This window comes from Hoeflea marina (assembly GCF_003182275.1).
In the GTDB taxonomy this organism is placed as follows: Bacteria; Pseudomonadota; Alphaproteobacteria; order Rhizobiales; family Rhizobiaceae; genus Hoeflea; species Hoeflea marina.
In genome coordinates this window covers 315,056-334,742 of sequence record NZ_QGTR01000004.1, presented here as the reverse complement: position 1 = coordinate 334,742, position 19,687 = coordinate 315,056, and the positions used below count along the sequence as shown (strand labels likewise).

The following is a 19,687-nucleotide window of genomic DNA, read 5'->3' as shown; positions in this document are numbered from 1 at the left end:
GACAGCCATGTTCTACCGCGAATCCGGCCAGTACAAGACGACCTACGAGAGCGACCAGGCGATCTTCCCGATCCGGGAGGACCGCATCGGCATCGCCATCATCATGGCGATGGCGCTCATCACCCCGTTCATCGCCAGCGAATTCATTCTCGCCTCGATCATGATTCCGTTCCTGATCCTGGCGCTCGGCACCATCGGGCTCAACGTGCTCACCGGCTATGCCGGGCAGCTGTCGCTCGGCACCGGCGCCTTCATGGGGGCGGGGGCCTATGCGTGCTACAAGCTGGCGACGATCTTTCCCGACATCAACATCGTCGTCCTGATCCTGCTGTCGGGCGTCTTTTCCGCCGGCGTCGGCATCCTGTTCGGCCTGCCGTCGCTGCGGATCAAGGGACTGTATCTGGCGGTGACGACGCTGGCGGCACAGTTCTTTCTGGAATGGTGCTTCATCCGCATTCCCTGGCTCTACAACTACAATGCCTCCGGGGCCATCGAGGTGCCGGAGCGCCGCGGCTTCGGCGATCTCATTCTGACCGGGCCTTCGGCGACGGCGACGACACGCTACTACGTCGTGCTGGCCATCGTCGTGGTGGTGACGCTGGTGGTCAAGAACCTGGTTCGCGGCCGCATCGGCCGGCAATGGATGATGATCCGCGACATGGACATCGCCGCCGAGCTGATGGGTGTCCGGCCTTTGTGGGCAAAGCTGTCGGCCTTCGCCGTTTCGTCCTATCTGGCGGGCGTGGCCGGCGCCATGTTCGTCTTCTTCTATCTCGGCGCGGCCGAGCCGTCGTCCTTCGGTATCTCGCTGTCTTTCCAGGTTCTGTTCATGGCCATTCTCGGCGGGCTCGGCTCGCTGGTGGGCTCGTTCTTCGGCGCTGCCTTCATCTGGATCCTGCCGATCGCGCTGCGCGTGGGCCTGCCGGCCGTCGGCGTCGATGTCGGGGCCGAGATCATCTTCCAGATCGCCCAGATGGCGGTGGGCGCCCTGATCATCTTCTTCCTGATCGCCGAGCCGCACGGACTGGCGCGGCTGTGGGCGATCGGCAAGGAAAAACTGCGCGTCTGGCCGTTTCCATACGCCTGAGCGCTTTCGACATGCCCGAAGCCTCGGGCATCATGAGAAGGCACCGGACAATCGAGCCAGGTCCGGTGATCGCATATCGGCTCGGACGTATTGATGCGATCATGGGAGGAAAACATGAGCATGCTTAAACTGACCACAGCGGCCTTCGCCGTTGCCCTTGCCGCCGGCGTGGCACTGCCCGCGCAGGCGGAAGACAGTGTCTACATCCAGCTTCCGACTTACCGGACCGGCCCCTATGCCGGCTCGGGCATTCCCATCGCCAACGGCATGCACGACTATCTCACGATGCTCAACGAGCGTGACGGCGGCATCAACGGCGTCAAGATAAATGTCGACGAATGCGAGACCGGCTATGACACCCAGAAGGGCGTCGAATGCTACGAGCAGGCCAAGGCCAAGGGCACGCTGGTGTTCAATCCCTGGTCGACCGGCATCACCCTGCAGGTGATCCCGAAGGCGTCGGTGGACAAGATTCCGGTTCTCTCGATGGCCTATGGCCTCTCGGCTGCCTCGCAGGGCGACGTTTTCCCCTGGGTGTTCAACCCGCCGATGACCTACTGGGACGGCGCCTCGGGCATCATCAAGTATATCGGCGAGCAGGAAGGCGGTCTCGACAAGCTGAAGGGCAAGAAGATCGGCTACATCTTCCTTGACGCCGGCTACGGCCGCGAGGCGATACCGCTGCTCGAGGATCTGTCGAAGGAATACGGCTTCGAGATGCTGCAGTATCCCGTCGCCGGCAAGGAAATGCAGAACCAGTCGTCGCAGTGGCTCAATGTCCGCCGCGACAAGCCCGACTACATGGTCATGTGGGGCTGGGGCGCGATGAGCCCGACGGCTGTCAAGGAAGCCACCAAGATCCGTTATCCGATGGACAAGTTCATCGGCGTCTGGTGGTCGGGCGGCGAAGACGACGCGCGGGCCGGCGGCGCCGCTGCCAAGGGCTACAAGACGCTCAACTTCAACTCGGTGGGTCCGGACAAGCCGGCGCTGCAGGACATCAAGAAGCTGGTCGTCGATGCGGGCAAGAGTCAGGTCGATCCCGCCAAGTTCGGCGAGAACCTCTACAATCGCGGAGTCATGAACGCGGTGATCATGGCCGAGGCCATCCGCGTGGCCCAGGACAAGTCCGGCAAGACGGTGATCAACTCCGAAGACATGCGCGTCGGTCTCGAGAATCTGAGCATCGATGCCGCCCGCCTGGAGGCCATCGGCCTGCCCGAGTTCTTCTCGCCGATGCAGATCAGCTGCAAGGACCATTCCGGCCATACCAAGATGTATGTGCAGGAGTGGGACGGGGAGAACTGGAAGCAGGTCTCGGACTGGTTCGAGCCGATGTCGGACAAGGTCGAGCCGCTGCTCGCGGCGGCGGCAGAGGAGTACAAGACCTCCAACGCGCCATGGCCCGCCCGCGCGGAAGCCTGCGCCAACTGAGCGTGGCATGAAGCGGACGCCGCGCGACAGCGCGGCGTCCCAACCGTCCGATCCCAAGCCAACCGGGGTGCCGAGAGATGACAGACCAGACATCCGGACTTGCGCCTGCCCAGGCAGGAAAGCCGATCCTCGCGGTCAACAACATCGAGGTGATCTACGACCACGTCATCCTGGTGCTCAAGGGCGTGTCGCTGACAGTGCCCGAGGGCGGGATCGTGGCGTTGCTGGGCGCCAACGGCGCCGGCAAGTCCACCACGCTGAAGGCGATCTCCAACCTCTTGCGCTCCGAGCGCGGCGAGGTGACGAAGGGATCGATCGAATTCGAAGGCGCCCGCATCGAGGCGCAGACTGCCAACGAACTGGTGCGGCGCGGCTGCATCCAGGTGATGGAGGGCCGGCACTGCTTCGGCCATCTCACCGTCGAGGAGAATCTCATGACCGGCGCCTTCACACGGCGCGACGGCAAGGCCGCGATCAAGCGCGACCTGGATATGGTCTACGACTACTTCCCGCGGCTGCGCGAGCGCAGGTCGAGTCAGGCCGGCTACACATCGGGTGGCGAGCAGCAGATGACGGCGATCGGACGGGCGCTGATGAGCCGTCCGAAGATGATCCTGCTCGACGAGCCGTCGATGGGCCTGGCGCCGCAATTGCAGGAAGAGATCTTCGAGATCATCCGCAAGCTCAACGAGGAGCAGGGCGTCTCCTTCCTGCTGGCCGAGCAGAACACCTCGATCGCGCTGCGTTACGCCACCTATGGCTATATACTGGAATCAGGCCGCATCGTCATGGACGGGGCGGCAAGCGACCTGCGCGAGAACGCAGACGTCAAGGAATTCTATCTCGGCGTTGGCGGCGAGGGCCGGCGCTCTTTCAAGAACGTCAAGCACTACAAGCGTCGCAAGCGCTGGCTGGCATAGGCAAGGCTGTTGATGCCGCTGCCGCGGACTTGCGTGACGGGAACCAAGTGGATAGAAATGAACAAATGTTCATTTAAATGTGGGAATCATGGCGCGGAAAGTCGGATCGACCGGGGCGGAGACGGCGCAGAGGGTGCGCGAGGCGGCGCTTGAGCTGTTTGCCCGCTCAGGCTACGCCGCCGTGTCGATGCGGGCCATCGCCGCCGAGATCGGCGTCCAGGCGGGCGCCATCTACAACCATTTCCCCACCAAGCAGGACCTTCTCAAGGAACTGCTGACCGGGCACATGGAGACGCTGATCGCCGCCTGGCGCGCGGTGGAACAGCCTGACCTCAAGCCGCCGCAGGCGCTGGAGGCCTTCGTCCGCTTTCATATCCGCTACCATCTCGACCGCTCGCGCGAGGTGTTCATCTCCTACATGGAATTGCGCAATCTCGAGGACGAGAATTTCGGCCAGATCGAGCAGTTGCGGCGCGATTACGAGCGGATCCCGTGGACCATTCTCGAGAATGGCTCGGCCGACGGCTCGTTCGACATCATCGACCCGCAGGTCACCACCATGGCGATGATCGCCATGCTGACCGGCATGACCACCTGGTATCGCGACAGCGGACGGCTGTCGCTCGACGAGATCGAGGCCATCTACATCCGCCTGGTGGCACGGATGGTGCGTGGCCGGAAAAGGAGCCTGTGATGTTCAACGCAAGCATGAATTTCGGCCATGGCGAGGAGATCGACGCGTTGCGCGACACCGTGGCGCGCTTCGCCCGCGAGCGGGTGGCGCCGGTGGCCGACAGCACCGATCGCGACAACCAGTTCCCGATGCATTTGTGGACCGAGATGGGCGAGTTGGGTCTCCTGGGGATGACCGCCAATCCGGAGTTCGGCGGCACCGGCATGGGCTATCTCGCCCACTGCGTGGCGATGGAAGAGCTCAGCCGCGCCTCCGCCTCTGTGGGCCTGTCCTACGGCGCGCATTCCAATCTCTGCGTCAACCAGATCAACCGCTGGGGCACCGAGGCGCAGAAGCAGAAATACCTGCCGAAGCTCTGCTCGGGCGAGCATGTCGGCGCGCTGGCGATGAGCGAGCCCGGTTCGGGCTCCGACGTTGTCTCGATGAAGCTGCGTGCCGAGAAACGTAACGACGCCTATGTGCTCAACGGCAACAAGATGTGGATCACCAACGGACCCGACGCCAGCACGCTGGTGGTCTATGCCAAGACCGATCCGGCTGCGAAGTCGCGCGGCATCACCGCTTTCCTGATCGAGAAGACGATGAAGGGATTCTCCACCGCGCAGAAGCTCGACAAGCTCGGCATGCGCGGATCCAACACCTGCGAGCTGGTGTTCGAGGACTGCGAAGTTCCTTACGACAACGTGCTCGGCGAGGAGGGCCAGGGCGCCGCGATCCTGATGTCCGGGCTCGACTATGAGCGCGTCGTGCTGGCCGGCGGGCCGCTCGGCATCATGGCGGCGGCGATGGACGTGGTGGTACCCTATGTTCACGAGCGAAAGCAGTTCGGCCAGCCGATCGGCGACTTCCAGCTCATGCAGGGCAAGCTTGCCGACATGTACACGACAATGAACGCCTGCCGGGCCTATGTCTACGCGGTGGCTGCCGCCTGTGATCGCGGCGAGACGACGCGCAAGGATTCCGCCGGCTGCATTCTCTATGCCGCCGAGAAGGCGACGCAGATGGCTCTGGAGGCGATCCAGGCGCTCGGCGGCAACGGCTACATCAACGACTACCCGACCGGCCGGCTTCTGCGCGACGCCAAGCTTTACGAGATCGGCGCCGGCACGAGCGAAATCCGCCGCATGCTGATCGGTCGCGAGATGATGGTGGAGACGGCTTGAGGGACAAGGGGTCAAAGCTAACGCTGCGCTGGGAGCGAGGGGATCTTGATTTATCGATAATAACGTTATATATCGAATTTAACGTTATTTCGTCAATCGATGGAGGTTGTCATGCTGCATGAACAGGTTCGTGTCGGGTCGGAAAAGAAGCGCATCTGGAAGATGTGCGACGAGCTGCTCGCCGAACGGGGCGAAATCCCGTCGGGCCGCGAGGTTGCCGATCTCTATGTGGCATCGGGCGGCAACGAGGGCACCGGATTCACCCAGTATTCCCATTGGAAGCGCGCGCTTGCCGAACAGCAGGCGGGCGCGGCAAGCAGGGCTTCCGCGGAGATGAACGAGCCGGGCACGGTCGGGTTCAGGGCGATGAATGTGGCGGGCGACGGAACTCTGCAACTGCCCGACGACATCCGGGCCGCCATGCTGCTCGACCGCGACGGCCGGGTGACGGTTCGGGTCGAGGACGGCGAGTTGCGCATCATCTCGCCGCTCGCGGCGGTCAAGCGGCTGCAAGCGAGGGCGGAACAACTGATCAAGCCCGGTGAGCTGGTGTCCGACGAACTGATCGCCGACCGACGTCGCGAAGCGTCCCGCCCATGAAGCCGGTGGTCCTCGACGCCTCCGCGATCCTGGCGCTGGCCTTCCGGGAGCCTGGCGAGGAACGGGTGACCGGGGTGCTCTCGCAGGCCATCGTCAATGCGGTCAATCTGTCGGAATCGGCGGTGAAGCTGATCAAGAAGGGCTTCGCGCCCGACGAGGCCATAAACTGGCTTGGTGCTATCGGCTTTGAAGTGGTGTCCTTCGACACTGATCATGGCTGGCGCGCTTCGCGGCTCAGTGCCGATCCGGCCAACAAGCGGCTGTCCTTCGCCGATCGCGCCTGCATCGCCACCGCCGAACGCGTCGGCGCCACAGCGCTGACAACCGACCGCATCTGGGCCGATCTCGACCTTCCGTGCAAAGTGGAGCTGATCCGATAATGACCATCATCCAATCGAAAATCTCCACCGGATCGCAGGCCTATCGCGACAACGAGGCGCGAATGCTCGAGCTGATCGCCGGGACCGAAGCGGTGGCGGAGACGATCGGGGTCGGCGGCACGGCGCAGGCGCGCGAGCGCCATGTCGGCCGCGGCAAGCTCCTGCCGCGCGAGCGGGTGCGCGCGCTGCTGGATCCGGGCACGCCGTTCGTGGAGGTGGGGCGGTTCGCCGCCCATGATCTCTACGGCGGCGAGATCGCCTCGGCCGGCATGATCACCGGCGTCGGCCGGGTCTCGGGCCGCGACGTGATGATCGTCTGCAACGACGCCACGGTGAAGGGCGGCACCTATTACCCGATGACGGTCAAGAAGCATCTGCGCGCCCAGGAAATCGCCGCCGAGAACGGACTGCCCTGCGTCTATCTGGTGGATTCGGGCGGCGCCAACCTGCCCAACCAGGACGAGGTTTTCCCGGACCGCGACCATTTCGGCCGCATCTTCTACAATCAGGCGATGATGAGCGCCGCCGGCATCGGCCAGATCGCCGTGGTGATGGGGTCGTGCACGGCGGGCGGCGCCTATGTGCCGGCGATGAGCGACGAGACCATCATCGTGCGCGAGCAGGGCACGATCTTTCTCGCCGGCCCGCCGCTGGTCAAGGCCGCCACCGGCGAGGTGGTGAGCGCCGAGGATCTCGGCGGCGGCGACGTGCACACCCGGCTGTCGGGCGTCGCCGACCATCTCGCCGAGGACGACACCCATGCGCTGCTCTTGGCGCGGCAGGCGGTGGCCAATCTCAATGGCATGGGCAGGCTCGGGCTGGCGCAGATGTCCTTGCAGCCGATCGAGGACCCGCTCTACGACCCGTCCGAGATCGCCGGCATCGTGCCAACCGATACGCGCCAGCCCTACGACATCCGCGAGATCATCGCACGGCTGGTCGACGGCTCCCGTTTCGACGAGTTCAAGGCGCGCTACGGCACCACCATCATCTGCGGCTTTGCCCATGTGATGGGCATGCCGGTCGGCATCATCGCCAACAACGGCGTGCTCTTTTCCGAAAGTGCGGTGAAGGCCGCGCATTTCGTCGAACTGTGCTCGCAACGGAAAATCCCGCTCGTGTTCCTGCAGAACATCACCGGCTTCATGGTGGGACAGAAATACGAGGCCGGCGGCATTGCCAAGGACGGTGCCAAGCTGGTGACCGCTGTCGCCACCACCAAGGTGCCGAAGATCACGATGATCGTCGGCGGCTCCTTCGGCGCCGGCAATTACGGCATGTGCGGCCGCGCCTTCGGCCCGCGCTTCCTGTGGACCTGGCCCAACAGCCGCATCTCGGTGATGGGCGGCGAGCAGGCGGCCGGCGTGCTCGCCACCGTCCGCCGCGACGCCATCGAGCGCAAGGGCGGTGAGTGGTCGGCCGCCGACGAGGCCGAGTTCAAGCGCCCGACCATCGAGATGTTCGAACGCCAGAGCCACCCGCTGTATGCGTCGGCGCGGCTCTGGGACGACGGCATCATCAATCCGCTGAAGAGCCGCGAAACGCTGGCGCTGAGCCTGTCGATCGCGCTCAACGCGCCGGTGGAGGAGACGAAGTTCGGCGTGTTCAGGATGTGATGGATTCGTCGAGGCGGAAATGATATCATTTTGATATCAATCGGAGCGAGTGAGATGGGTCAGATCATCGTAAGGCAATTGGAAGAGGCGGTGCTGGAAGCGGTGAAGCGCCGCGCGGTGGCAAACAAGCGGTCAACCGAAGCCGAGGTTCGTGCCATCCTGACGGACGCTGTCGGCCTCTCGACGCCGAGGGCTGATGACCGGCATCCCCGGACATTTCGCGATTTTGTCGGCATCGCTGCCAACAGACGCACCCAGGACGAGATTGACACCTATGTTCGCGCGCTGCGTGACGAATGGGATCGCTAGGCATGGCAAACGCCCGACGCGTCTATCTTGATACCAATGCGCTGATCGGCATCCTTGAGAGACGCAGTGAACTGGATGGTGCACAGGAGCAGTTGGTCGAGGATATCACGGACGGTGAAGTCGAGGCGGCGACCAGTGAGCTTGCATTGGCAGAATGCCTCAGCAAGCCGATCGCCGACCGGGACGAGGCGCTGGTGCGCATTTATCTGCGGTTGCTCGCGACCGACAGCAAGTTTGTGCGGGTCGTTCCTGTGAGCCGAGACGTCATTCTTGAGGCGGCGAGGGTGCGCGCGGGCACAGGCATCAAACTGCCGGACGCCATTCACCTCGCGACCGCCAGGATGAGCCGCTGTGATGCGTTCATCAGCAACGACAGGCGCCTGGCCTCCGCATCCGCCATGCCTTTCAGACTCTGGAGCGAAATGGGAAAGCCATGATCACGAAAATCCTCATCGCCAACCGCGGCGAGATCGCCTGCCGCGTCATCCGCACCGCGCGCAGGACGGGACTGTCTGGAGATGGGGTTCCCACTGTGCTACATTGTAGCCCAAAGGAGTTTCGCTATGGCTGAGAATGATGTGGTCCGGGCGCGGATCAATGGCAAGATCAAGGAGGAAGCCTCGGTTGTGCTCGAGGCGATGGGGCTGACGGTGTCGGATGCGTTCCGGATGCTGCTGGTGCGGGTGGCGCGCGACAAGGCGTTGCCGTTTGAGCCGCTGGCGCCCAACGCGGAGACGATCGCGGCGATCGAGGCGGCGCGACGTGGAGAATTTTCCAGAGAGTTCGGCACTGTGGATGAGCTGATGGACGATCTGGGTGCGGAAGGTTAGGGCGCTATCGCAGTTCAAGAGAGATTTTCGCCGTGAACGGTCCGGCCGCCACGGAGCCCGGCTGGATGTGGAATTGAAGACGGTGCTCGACCAGTTGGTCCGCGACGAACCGCTGCCTCGCCATCGCTTCGACCATCCGCTCAAGGGTGAATGGAATGACTGCCGTGACTGCCACATCCGGCCCGATCTGGTGCTGATCTACCGGAAGCCGGACGACGAGACACTGGAATTGCTGCGGCTCGGGTCGCACAGCGAACTGGGCTGGTAAGGGAGAGAGCATGATCACGAAAATCCTCATCGCCAACCGCGGCGAGATCGCCTGCCGCGTCATCCGCACCGCGCGCCAGATGGGCATCGCCACCGTGGCCGTGTTTTCGGACGCCGATGCGGACGCCCTGCATGTCGAGATGGCCGACGAAGCGGTGCGGATCGGCCCGGCGCCGGCGGCGGACAGCTATCTCAAGATCGACGCCATCCTGCATGCGGCCAAGGTCACCGGCGCGGACGCGATCCACCCGGGCTACGGCTTCCTGTCCGAAAATCCCGGCTTCGTTGAGGCAGTCAGCAAGGCCGGCCTCATCTTCATCGGGCCGTCGGCCTCCGCGATCCGCGCCATGGGTCTCAAGGATGCCGCCAAGCAGCTGATGGAGAAGGCCAATGTGCCGGTGGTGCCGGGCTATCACGGCGAGGCACAGGAACTGGTGGTGCTCTCCGGTAAGGCCAGGGAGATCGGGTTTCCGGTGCTGATCAAGGCGCGCGCCGGCGGCGGAGGCAAGGGCATGCGCCGGGTCGACGCGCAGGCGGATTTCCCGGCGGCGCTGTCGTCGGCCAAGCGCGAGGGCAAGGCCTCCTTCGGTGACGACCGGGTGCTGGTGGAGAAATATGTCTCCAGCCCGCGCCACATCGAAATCCAGGTGTTCGGCGACAATCACGGCAATGTGGTGCATCTGTTCGAGCGCGACTGCTCGGCGCAGCGCCGCCATCAGAAGGTGATCGAGGAGGCGCCGGCGCCGGGCATGACGGCGGAGATGCGCGCGGCCATGGGCGCGGCCGCCGTGCAGGCGGCCAGGGCGATCGGCTATTCCGGCGCCGGCACGGTCGAGTTCATCGTTGACGCCAGCGACGGGCTGCGATCGGACCGCTTCTGGTTCATGGAGATGAACACGCGGCTGCAGGTCGAGCACCCGGTCACCGAACTGATCACCGGGCTCGACCTTGTCGAGTGGCAGATCCGGGTGGCGGCGGGCGAAAGGCTGCCAATGAGCCAGGAGCAGCTGTCGATCAACGGGCATGCGGTCGAGGCGCGGATCTATGCCGAGGACCCGGCGAAGGATTTCATGCCGGCGGTCGGCACCATCGGCCATCTGGCATTTCCGAACAATGGCATCCGGGTGGATTCCGGCGTCCGTTCCGGCGACGCCATCACCCCGTTCTACGACCCGATGATCGCCAAGGTGATCGCCCATGGCGCCACCCGCGCCGAGGCGCTCGACCGGCTGGCCGGAGCGCTCGGCCGCACCGAGATCGCCGGCACCGTCACCAACACCGCCTTCCTGGCGCGGCTCGTCAGGCAACCGGATTTTGCCTCGGGCAAGCTCGATACGGGGCTGATCGACCGCAATCTCGAAGAGCTTTCGCTCGCTGAGCCGACGCCGCCCGACATCGCCGCCCTCATGGCGCTTGCGGCCTCGGGCATTGCCGTGCGGCCGGCGGACAGCGGCGACCCGGCGGAGCTTGTCGGTCCCTGGGAAAGCTGGGGCCGGCCGGAGCGCGGCCTGAGGCTCATCGGCGGCGACGGTGAGTTCGCGGTCCGCATCACCAGGCTTGCAGCCACCGACTGGCTCGTCGCGGGCGAGGAAGCCGCGGCATCCGGAGTGACCCTGTCGCAGGTGACGCGCGCCGCCGATGGCGTCTCCTGGACTGCGTTCGCCGGCGGCCGGCGGCTCGGCGTGCGCATCATCGTGCTCGAAGGCTCGGTCACCGCCATCGCCGGGGGGCATACCTACAGCCTCGGCCTGCCCAGGGCGGCGGTCGCCGGAGCCGATGCGTCGGGGGGGGATTCGGTGATCTCACCCATGCCCGGCATCATCAAGGAGGTGCTCGCCGTGGCGGGCCAGATGGTCAAATCAGGCGATGCCATGGTGATCATGGAGGCGATGAAGATGGAAATGACCCTTGCCGCGCCGCGCGACGGCACGGTCGGCGAGGTGCTGGTCAGGGCAGGGCAGCAGGTGGCGGACGGGGCGTTGCTGGTGGCGCTGGAGGTGGCGGCGAAGGCGGCATGAGCCGGAAACCGCAGCCGGCCGTCAGCTGGGATGGCCCAGAGCGTCGAGCAGAGCGGGGAGTTCGGCGAGCCGGGCGATTTCGCGGAAGCGCGGCGCGTGCAGCGGCGCCTCGGCATGCTCCAGCGACCAGGTCAGGTCGTGCGGCACATAAATGCCCCAGGCGCCGGCCTCGATGGCCGGGATGACATCCGATCTGAGCGAGTTGCCCACCATCATCGAGCGCGCCGCACCGTCGCCGTGGCGCCGGAACACGCTCTCATAGGTCGAAGGCTTCTTGTCGGAAACGATCTCGACGGCCTGGAACAGCTCGCCCAGACCCGACTGCGCCAGCTTGCGCTCCTGGTCGAACAGGTCTCCCTTGGTCACCAGCACCAGCTTGAACCGGCCGGAGAGTTCGGAGAGCACCTCTGCTGCGCCCGGCAGGGTTTCCACGGGATGGGCAAGCAGCTCGCGACCGATGGCAAGGATCCTGCCGATCACCTCCGCCGGCACCGCATTGTCCGTCACCTCGATGGCCGTCTCTATCATCGACAGGGTGAAGCCCTTGATGCCGAATCCGTAGAGGCCGAGGTTGCGCCGCTCCGCCTCGAGGAGCCGCGCCGTGACCGTGTCGTGGTCACCGTGGTCGCTGAGCAACGCGGCGAATTCGCGCTCGGTGAAGCGGTAGAACTGCTCATTCTGCCAGAGTGTGTCATCTGCATCGAAGCCTATTGTTGTCAGTTCGCTGTCGGTCAATTTGCAGCTCCATTCGGCCTGTCGCCGGCCAACCCATTGAAATCCGGCGCTTGATGACCCAGATTGCAGGAGGTTCCGAAGTCCCGGCGGAAGGTTATCCCATGACAGAAAACATCGAAAGCGTTCTTGAATTCTGGTTCGACAGGCTCACTCCCGAAGACTGGTTCGTCAAGAAGGAGGCGATCGACCAGGAGATGATCCGGCGTTTTTCCGGCCTGCATGTGATGCTGTCGCGGGAGATTTCCGACGACTGGAGGGCCGACCCGGAGGCGCGGCTGGCGCTGATCATCGTGCTCGACCAGTTCCCGCGCAACATCTTTCGTGGCAGCCCGCACGCCTTCGCCACAGACGGGCTGGCCCTCCGCGAGGCCAAGGCGGCGATCGCGGCCGGGGCCGACCAGGCCGTCCCGGACGAGCGGCGCTTCATCTTCTACATGCCGTTCGAGCATGCAGAGGACATGGCCGAGCAGGACCGCGCCGTGGAGCTGTTCACGGCTCTCGGCAACGCCAATTATCTCGATTATGCCGTGCGCCACCGGGATGTGATCGCCCGCTTCGGCCGTTTCCCGCACCGCAACCCGATCCTGGGCCGCGAGAGCACGGCGGCCGAGGCGGAGTATCTTGCCCAGCCCGGCGCCGGGTTCTGAACCCGGACACCGCTCCCGATGTCGGTCGTCCGGTCCACAGCGTCCGCGCATGCCAGCCACCGTCCCGCAGCCGATCACGGCTGACAACAGTCTTCGTCCCGTATAGGGTTCGCCAGAAGCCGGTTGTCTTGGCGGGTGCCTGGGCGCCGGCGGCAAGTCGTGCGAAAGCTCGGGGGCCGAATGTCATTGCGAACCATGTTGATCCATCTGTCGCTGGCCGTGCTGATGGCGCTGGCGCCCTGCGCGGCGCTGGCCCAGGCCGACACCGTCGACTCCTCGCCGGTGGTGGCGGAGGCGATGCAGAAACTCTCGGCGGCTGAGGAGAAGATTGCCGGGCTGAGCAAGAGAATCGAGGCCGAAAAGGACAACGACAGCGCCCTGGCGAGCCTGAACATCGAAGTCGAGGCGCTGGCCCGCAGCATGCTCGACATCGGCGTCAGCCTCAGGCCTCGACTCAGCGAACTCAAGGCCCGCATCGACCAGCTGGGCGCCAAGCCCACGGCCGACGAGGAGCCGGAGGCGCCGATGGTCGCCGAGGAGCGGGCACGGCTGGCCGAGGAGCGGGCGGCGATCAATGCGCTGACCGGGCGGGCGGAGTCCGTCTCGGTCGGAGCCAGCGAACTGGGTGGACAGATCATCCAGATCCGCCGCGAGCTGTTTGCCAACACGCTGCTCAACCGCACCAGCATCGATGCGGAGTTTTTCCTCAGTGCCGTCGAGGCCTGGAGCGCGGAGGCCTCAGATTTCAGGCGGACGGTGCGCAGCTGGTTCAATTTCGTCTGGTCGTTCAAGACCAATGCGCTGCTCGGGGCCGTCTTTCTATCACTGATGGCGGCGCTGTTCTTCATCGCCGGCGGCTACCGGCTGTTCGGCCGGCTGATCGAACGCGACCCGGCCATCGCCGATCCCTCCTATATCAGCCGGCTTTCGGTGGCGCTGTGGTCGACGGTGATCCCCACCGCGTCGGTGCTGGCGCTGGTGCTGTCGATCTTCGGGTTCCTCACCAATTTCGCGGTGCTGCGCGGCGACATCAGCACCATGCTCTCGATCCTTCTTGCGGTGACGGTGGTCGAGTTCTTCGTCGGCAAGCTGGCGCGATCGGTGCTGGTGCCGACCATGCCGAACTGGCGCCTGGTCAACATGTCCAACGGCGGCGCGCAGCTGATGTTCTGGCTGGTGCTGGCCATGGCGATCGTCAACGGCGCCGACTATGTGCTGGGCGGCATCAGCGAGGCGCTGGGCTCTCCTGTCGTCCTGACCGTGGCCAAGAGCTTCGTGGCCGCCATCATCATCGGTCTCATCCTCATCGTGATGTCACGCAGCCGGCCGATGCTGGCCGAGAGCGGCGATCCGAAGGATCCGGGGCGGCCATGGCCGCGGCTGATCTCGGCGGCGCTGATGCTGGCCGGCCTCGGTCTGGTGCTGATGGCGCTCACGGGCTATGTCGGGCTGGCGCGTTTCGCGGCCACCCAGATCGTGGTCACCGGCGCCATTCTCGCCACCATGTACATCGGCTACCTGTCGGCGCAGGCCGTCTCCGGGCCATCAGCCTTTGCCGAGACGACGATCGGACGCTTCATCGACCGGCGGTTCGCTCCTGGCCAGGTGACGCTGGACCAGACGGGAATCGCGGCCGGACTTCTGATCAATCTCGCGGTGCTGCTGATCGGTGTGCCGCTGATCCTGCTGCAATGGGGCTTCCAGATCCAGGACATCCAGATCTGGCTCTATCGGGTGCTCACGGACATCCGCGTCGGCGGCATCACCATATCTCTGATGGGGATCCTCATCGGGGTACTGCTGTTCCTGTTCGGCCTTTTCGCGACCCGCTGGTTCCAGCGCTGGCTCGACGGCAGCGTCATGGCGCGCGGGCGCGTCGACACCGGCGTGCGCAACTCGATCAAGACAGGCATCGGCTATCTCGGCGTCGGCCTCGCCGGGCTGCTGGCGATCTCGGCGGCGGGCATCGATCTTTCCAGCCTGGCGCTGGTGGCCGGCGCCCTGTCGCTCGGCATCGGCTTCGGCCTGCAGAACATCGTCTCGAATTTCGTCTCCGGGCTGATCCTGCTGGTCGAGCGGCCTTTCAAGGTCGGCGATTGGGTGGTCACCGGGGCCACGGAGGGCTTCGTCAAGAAGATCTCCGTGCGCGCCACCGAGATCGAGACCTTCAACCGGCAGTCGATCATTGTTCCCAATGCCGACCTGATCAACGCCTCGGTCGGCAACTGGACCCACCGCAACCGCATGGGCCGGGCCGATGTCAATGTCGGCGTCGGCTATGGCAGCGACCCGCGCCAGGTTATGACGATCCTCGAGGAGATCGCGCTGGCCCATCCGAAGGTGCTGAGAAACCCCGAGCCGATCGTCCAGTTCATCGAATTCGGCGCCTCGTCGATCGATTTTGCGCTCAAGGTGTTCATCGCCGACATCCTCGACGGCGGCCAGGTTCGCTCCGAACTGCGACTGGCTATCTTCGAAAGGCTGAAGGCGGAGGGCATCGAGATCCCTTATCCGCAACGCGACTTCAACATCACAGCGGTATCGGCAGAGAATCTGGCCCGCGCCTTTTCGGCGGGTAGGTCCCCCACGCCTGAACCGCAGGCCGGTTTCGTGCTTCCGGACGACAGGCCGGTGGGCGCGGGCGATGGTGAGGCTGCGGCGGTAACAAGGGTCAAGGCCGTGTCGAAACGCAAACCGGCCCGGGCCTGATGCAGGGCGCCCGAAGCTGTGCAGCAGTTTCGGCACCACGACCTGCATGTTTCAAAGGTGCGACGGCACATCGCGTGATCTGGTTACATGCGATGCGCCTTGGGCGTCGCCCGGCCCGGCTCCGTGTCGGGGAAGGACAGGACCTCTAGGCGTTCAGCTTGCATTCAGTTTCAAGCTGCTAGACAAAGATCCAGGACGAAAGCTTCGGACTTCGTCACAGCAACAAAGGAGCGGCGGACACTCGCCGGCAACACATGAACCAAGTCCTCATTGCCATCGCCCTGATCCTTGCACCGGTGAGCAGCGCGCTTTCGGCAACCGTGATCAACAAGGATGCGCAGGCTCAGGTGCTTGTCGTGACCGAAGACGGCAACACGGTGAACGTCGCAGTGGATGCTGGCGGCCAGATCGAATTCTGCCCGAACGGATGTTTCGTGACCATGCCGAGCGGCGACCGCGAGACCCTCAGCGGCAGCGAGACCATCGAGATCGTCAACGGCTCGGCCGTCATCCGCTGACCCCTGGTGCATTGCCAGACGAAGGTGAACTTCACTTCGTCACAGGACACCGCGACACATCAAAGGCTTCGAGCGCTTCTGCGATTCAATGAAAAGCAGAAGCGCTCCGAGGGCAGGGCGCCGGCCTCCCTGCACGGCGGCCAATGAATGGCACGCGGGTCCGGCCATCAGGGCCGTCCGACATTCGCCGCAGAGACGGCTCGCTTCGCAAGGATCGGGCACCTCCGGCGCCCGCCGCGGTCATGCGTCAGTCGCCTACGGGAACGCGCAGGCCGCGCTTGAGCGTCTTCAGCGCCACGCTGGTGGTGAATTTGCGGATGTTGCGGTTGTCTTCCATCATCCGCTCCGCCAGTCCGTCGAACTCCTCGATCGATCGCGTGACCACCACCAGCAGAAGATCACCGCGACCGGTGATCTGCCAGGCCTGCTGCACGGAGTCCGTGGCCGCGATCCAGTCCTGAAGCGCCGGCATCAACTCCGGGCGGTCGCGCTCCAGTTCGAGTTCGACCAGCAGTGTGATGCGTGTTCCCAGCCTTTTCGGATCGATCACCGCGATCTCGCCGCTGATCACCTTTGAATCGCGAAGCCGCTGCAGGCGGCGCTGGGTGGCGGAGGCGGAAAGGCCGCAGGCCTGTGCCAGCGCCTCGATGGTCCGCCTGGCATCGTCCTGCAGCAGCGAGATGAGCTTCCTGTCAGCGGCATCGATCGGGATATTTTCCGGCATTGGCGCTCTCCGTGGGCAAACAATCCGTCATGTGTAGCACAATTGGATGAAAAACCCAAGCAAGCGCTCTACGCTTTGGCTTTCGGTAGGAGCCAAGCCATGAACCCAGCCCTTTCGCCTGATCTTCCCTTCGACGCCCATCCCGTCCATCGCCTCTCGCTGGCCAACATCCGCCGCGCCATGGACGTCATCGACCCGGTGTTTCTGGGATCGCCGCAGTACGAATGCGAGGCGCTGAGCGCCGCCGTCGGCTGCCGGCTGACGCTGAAGCTGGAAACCGCCAATCCGATCCGCAGCTTCAAGGGGCGAGGGGCTTCCTTCCTGATCCGCGAACTGCTGGCGCGGGGCGACGCCGAGGGGCGGCGGCTGGTGGCGGCGAGCGCCGGCAACTGGGGACAGGCACTGGCTTATGCCTGTCGCTCCGCAGGGCTGCCGCTGCTGCTCTATGCGTCTGCGAACGCAAATGCCCTCAAGGTCGAGCGCATGCGCGCGCTCGGCGCCGAGATGCGGCTTGGTGGCGAGGATTTTGACGCCGCAAAGCTGCGCGCGGAGGATTTTGCCCACCGCAGCGGGGCGCTGATGCTGGCCGACGGGCTGGCACCGGAGGCCTCGGAAGGCGCAGGCACCATGGCGCTGGAACTGATGGCCGGACCGGACATCCCCGACTGCATCGTCGTGCCCCTGGGGAACGGCGCCATGCTGACCGGCATCGCCCGCTGGGCCAGGGCGGTGCGGCCGGACATCGAGATCATCGGCGTGCAGGCCGAGGGCGCCGATGCGATGGAGAAGTCCTGGCGCACCGGAAAGCTGGTGTTTCCCGCCACCGTCTCGACGATTGCCGACGGAATTGGCGTCCGGGTTCCGATCGCGGAAGCGGTCGCGGACATGGCCGGGCTGGTCGACGACGTGCACCTGGTGACGGATGGGTCGCTGATCGAGGCCATGCGGCTGTTTCATCAGACAGCCGGGCTGGTGGCCGAGCCGTCGGGAGCCGCCGGGCTGGCGGCCATCCTGTCGCATCCGGAGCGGTTCCGAGGCAAAAGAGTGGCGACAATCCTGTGCGGAGGCAATCTGACCGGCGAGCAGATGCGGTCCTGGCTGGCGTGACCATGCCGGCGACCCGTCGCCCGCCCGGCGATCCTGCTGACGGAATGTTGAACGGCATTCGCCGGCCGGCGCCTGTTAATTGCCATGATCCTGGTTATGATTTGTCCCATGACGAAGTCTGGCGCCCTTTCGCTCATTCTCGCCGCGGCCCTCGGGCTGGGACTGAAGGACGACGCCCGTGCCGAAGACGTCGACGTCACGCTGGTGCTGGCCATCGACGTATCGCGCTCGATGTCGCCGGACGAGTTGCGGATCCAGCGCGAGGGCTATGCCGCGGCCATCAACCATCCGGATGTGATCCGAGCCGTCGGCCAGGGCGCCTATGGCCGCATTGCCGTGACCATGTTCGAATGGGCGGCTGACTACAACCAGCGCGAGGTGTTCGGCTGGACGCTGGTGGAAAACCAGGCGGATGCCGACAGGCTGTCGGACATCATCCGGGCCGCCCCTACCTATGGCCAGAGCCGGACATCGATTTCCGGGGCGATCAACCACGGCGTCGACCTGCTTGCCGACCCGCCCTACCAGGGCTTTCGCAAGGTCATCGACATCTCGGGCGACGGTCCCAACAATCAGGGTGGCCCCGTGGTCGAGGCCCGCCAGAAGGCACTGGACCAGCGCATCGTCATCAACGGGCTGCCGCTCATGACCCAGGGCGGCTACGGCGCCGCCTTCAACATCGGGGCGCTGGACAGCTACTACGCCGATTGCGTCATAGGCGGTCCGGGCAGTTTCCTGGTGCCCGTCAATACCTGGGAGCAGTTCCCCGAGGCGATCCGGCGCAAGCTGGTGCAAGAGATCGGCGGCGCCGCGCCGCCCAAGTCGCTGGTGGTCCCCGCAAGCGCGGAGGTGCCCTCCGACTGCATGGTCGGAGAAAAGATCTGGAAACAGCGGCAGTGGATGTTGGACGCGCAATAGCACTGCCGGTCGATCCGCCGCATTCCTTGGCGCTGTACCGCAGACCGGGCGCTGATTGCGCGGGCGGTGCGCCAACGGCCAGATGCTGGGCCAAACGTTAACCAAAAATTGAATGGAGCCGTGATTAGCCTTACTCAACAATAGAGGGGCGCCCATGTTCATTGGCATATCGGGAATGCAATATACCGGCGGTTCTCTCGGAGAACACCGTATTCTGGTTGCCGAAGACTCCAACTTCTTCACATCCATGATTGGCCAGAAGTTCAAGGAGCTTTTCGATATCGACATCGAGGTCTGCCGGAACTTCGAACAGATCCAGCTTGCCTTCGAGTATGGCAGCAAACCGATCACCCTGGCGATCTCGAACATCAACCTGCCGGGCGCCGAGAACGGCGAGGCGCTCAATTACCTGGCCGAACTGTCGATCCCGATCATCGTCTTCACCGGCACCTTCCACGAAAAGACGCGCGAGGGCATCCTGGCGCGCGACATCGTCGACTACGTCATCAAGGACAGCACGCTCGCCATCGACCTGCTTGCCGAGTCCGTGTGCCGCTTCCTCACCAATCACCGCCACCATGTTCTCATCGTCGATGACAGCCCGACCGCAAGAGCGCTGCTGCGCAGCCGGCTCGAACGGTTCAATTTCAAGGTGAGCGCCGCAGCCAGCGGCGGAGAGGCGCTGGAAATCCTGAAGGCGTCGCCGGATATCGGCCTGGTCATCACCGACTACAACATGCCCGATATCGACGGTTTCGAGCTGACGCGGCGCCTGCGCACGGTGCGCGGCAGCCACGAGCTGCGCATCATCGGGGTTTCATCCTCCGACAACCGCCTGCTGTCCGCCCGCTTCCTGAAAGCCGGCGGAAATGATTTCATGCTCAGGCCGTATGTGGACGAGGAATTCTACTGCCGCGTCAACCAGAACCTTGACACGCTGGATCAGATCAAGGCGGCGCGGCGATGGGGCGGGATCAGCGGCGCCAACAAGGTCGCCTGACCAGTGCGCGA

The 19,687-nt window shown here is 64.6% G+C and carries 21 protein-coding genes and 1 pseudogene; 20 read left to right on the top strand and 2 right to left on the bottom strand.

The annotated features are described in order from the left end of the window. Positions 1-7 precede the first annotated feature (7 nt). The 14 genes and pseudogenes from DFR52_RS17005 (at position 8) to DFR52_RS16940 (ending at position 11,318) form a co-directional block, all read left to right on the top strand. Positions 8-1,087 carry a branched-chain amino acid ABC transporter permease gene (locus tag DFR52_RS17005; protein ID WP_110033191.1) on the top strand — a complete coding sequence of 360 codons (1,080 nt, stop codon included), beginning with the start codon at positions 8-10 and terminating at the stop codon, positions 1,085-1,087. A gap of 120 nt (positions 1,088-1,207) precedes the next feature. Beyond that, a complete protein-coding gene (locus DFR52_RS17000; RefSeq protein WP_245415396.1) occupies positions 1,208-2,521 on the top strand; it encodes an ABC transporter substrate-binding protein in 1,314 nt (437 codons plus the stop codon). Positions 2,522-2,598: 77 nt separating this feature from the next. Continuing rightward, positions 2,599-3,441: an ABC transporter ATP-binding protein gene (locus tag DFR52_RS16995; RefSeq protein ID WP_110033189.1), complete on the top strand. Its 843-nt coding sequence runs from the start codon at positions 2,599-2,601 to the stop codon at positions 3,439-3,441. Between the two features lie 88 nt (positions 3,442-3,529). Next, a complete protein-coding gene (locus DFR52_RS16990) occupies positions 3,530-4,135 on the top strand; it encodes a TetR/AcrR family transcriptional regulator (RefSeq protein WP_110033188.1) in 606 nt (201 codons plus the stop codon). A gap of 14 nt (positions 4,136-4,149) precedes the next feature. Continuing rightward, a complete protein-coding gene (locus DFR52_RS16985; protein ID WP_483423390.1) occupies positions 4,150-5,298 on the top strand; it encodes an isovaleryl-CoA dehydrogenase in 1,149 nt (382 codons plus the stop codon). A gap of 111 nt (positions 5,299-5,409) precedes the next feature. Then, positions 5,410-5,898: a hypothetical protein gene (locus tag DFR52_RS16980; RefSeq protein ID WP_146215626.1), complete on the top strand. Its 489-nt coding sequence runs from the start codon at positions 5,410-5,412 to the stop codon at positions 5,896-5,898. Continuing rightward, positions 5,895-6,278, top strand: coding sequence for a type II toxin-antitoxin system VapC family toxin (locus tag DFR52_RS16975; RefSeq protein ID WP_110033185.1), 384 nt, complete (start codon positions 5,895-5,897; stop codon positions 6,276-6,278). The genes DFR52_RS16980 and DFR52_RS16975 overlap by 4 nt, the downstream gene beginning before the upstream one ends. Then, entirely contained in the window at positions 6,278-7,894 is a 1,617-nt protein-coding gene (locus DFR52_RS16970; RefSeq protein WP_110033184.1) for a carboxyl transferase domain-containing protein, read from the top strand. Before DFR52_RS16975 ends, DFR52_RS16970 begins: the two co-directional genes overlap by 1 nt. A gap of 54 nt (positions 7,895-7,948) precedes the next feature. Then, positions 7,949-8,203, top strand: coding sequence for a FitA-like ribbon-helix-helix domain-containing protein (locus tag DFR52_RS16965; RefSeq protein WP_110033183.1), 255 nt, complete (start codon positions 7,949-7,951; stop codon positions 8,201-8,203). Positions 8,204-8,205: 2 nt separating this feature from the next. Next, a complete protein-coding gene (locus tag DFR52_RS16960; RefSeq protein WP_158284988.1) occupies positions 8,206-8,640 on the top strand; it encodes a type II toxin-antitoxin system VapC family toxin in 435 nt (144 codons plus the stop codon). Beyond that, positions 8,637-8,717: pseudogene (locus DFR52_RS25125) on the top strand (biotin carboxylase N-terminal domain-containing protein); the annotation flags it as partial. The gene DFR52_RS16960 and the pseudogene DFR52_RS25125, both read left to right, overlap by 4 nt. A 49-nt stretch (positions 8,718-8,766) precedes the next feature. Beyond that, entirely contained in the window at positions 8,767-9,033 is a 267-nt protein-coding gene (locus tag DFR52_RS16950; RefSeq protein WP_110033180.1) for a type II toxin-antitoxin system RelB/DinJ family antitoxin, read from the top strand. Further along, a complete protein-coding gene (locus DFR52_RS16945; RefSeq protein WP_110033179.1) occupies positions 9,020-9,301 on the top strand; it encodes a type II toxin-antitoxin system YafQ family toxin in 282 nt (93 codons plus the stop codon). The genes DFR52_RS16950 and DFR52_RS16945 overlap by 14 nt, the downstream gene beginning before the upstream one ends. Positions 9,302-9,311: 10 nt before the next feature. Continuing rightward, positions 9,312-11,318, top strand: a complete 2,007-nt coding sequence (locus DFR52_RS16940) for an acetyl/propionyl/methylcrotonyl-CoA carboxylase subunit alpha (RefSeq protein ID WP_110033178.1) — start codon at positions 9,312-9,314, stop codon at positions 11,316-11,318. 21 nt (positions 11,319-11,339) lie between these two features. Here DFR52_RS16940 and DFR52_RS16935 read toward each other — a convergent pair whose 3' ends face one another. Beyond that, positions 11,340-12,053, bottom strand: coding sequence for an HAD family hydrolase (locus DFR52_RS16935; protein WP_110033177.1), 714 nt, complete (start codon positions 12,051-12,053; stop codon positions 11,340-11,342). A 101-nt stretch (positions 12,054-12,154) separates the two neighbouring features. On the opposite strand from DFR52_RS16935, the gene DFR52_RS16930 reads away from it, so the two are divergent. The 3 genes from DFR52_RS16930 (at position 12,155) to DFR52_RS16920 (ending at position 15,927) form a co-directional block, all read left to right on the top strand. Next, complete coding sequence (locus DFR52_RS16930; RefSeq protein WP_110033433.1) at positions 12,155-12,700, top strand: DUF924 family protein; 546 nt, start codon at positions 12,155-12,157, stop codon at positions 12,698-12,700. Positions 12,701-12,880: 180 nt separating this feature from the next. After that, positions 12,881-15,409, top strand: coding sequence for a mechanosensitive ion channel family protein (locus tag DFR52_RS16925; RefSeq protein WP_110033176.1), 2,529 nt, complete (start codon positions 12,881-12,883; stop codon positions 15,407-15,409). A 254-nt stretch (positions 15,410-15,663) separates the two neighbouring features. Then, positions 15,664-15,927: a hypothetical protein gene (locus DFR52_RS16920; RefSeq protein ID WP_110033175.1), complete on the top strand. Its 264-nt coding sequence runs from the start codon at positions 15,664-15,666 to the stop codon at positions 15,925-15,927. A gap of 247 nt (positions 15,928-16,174) precedes the next feature. Here the strand turns inward: DFR52_RS16920 and DFR52_RS16915 are convergent, their stop codons facing one another. Then, positions 16,175-16,651 carry an Lrp/AsnC family transcriptional regulator gene (locus DFR52_RS16915; RefSeq protein WP_110033174.1) on the bottom strand — a complete coding sequence of 159 codons (477 nt, stop codon included), beginning with the start codon at positions 16,649-16,651 and terminating at the stop codon, positions 16,175-16,177. A 99-nt stretch (positions 16,652-16,750) separates the two neighbouring features. Here DFR52_RS16915 and DFR52_RS16910 point away from each other — a divergent pair, with 99 nt between their 5' ends. From DFR52_RS16910 to DFR52_RS16900, 3 genes are all read left to right on the top strand, one after another. Beyond that, entirely contained in the window at positions 16,751-17,758 is a 1,008-nt protein-coding gene (locus DFR52_RS16910) for a threonine ammonia-lyase (RefSeq protein WP_210205859.1), read from the top strand. 108 nt (positions 17,759-17,866) lie between these two features. Then, positions 17,867-18,676 carry a DUF1194 domain-containing protein gene (locus tag DFR52_RS16905; protein WP_110033173.1) on the top strand — a complete coding sequence of 270 codons (810 nt, stop codon included), beginning with the start codon at positions 17,867-17,869 and terminating at the stop codon, positions 18,674-18,676. Between the two features lie 154 nt (positions 18,677-18,830). Continuing rightward, positions 18,831-19,676, top strand: coding sequence for a response regulator (locus DFR52_RS16900; RefSeq protein ID WP_170132299.1), 846 nt, complete (start codon positions 18,831-18,833; stop codon positions 19,674-19,676). Positions 19,677-19,687: the final 11 nt, after the last annotated feature.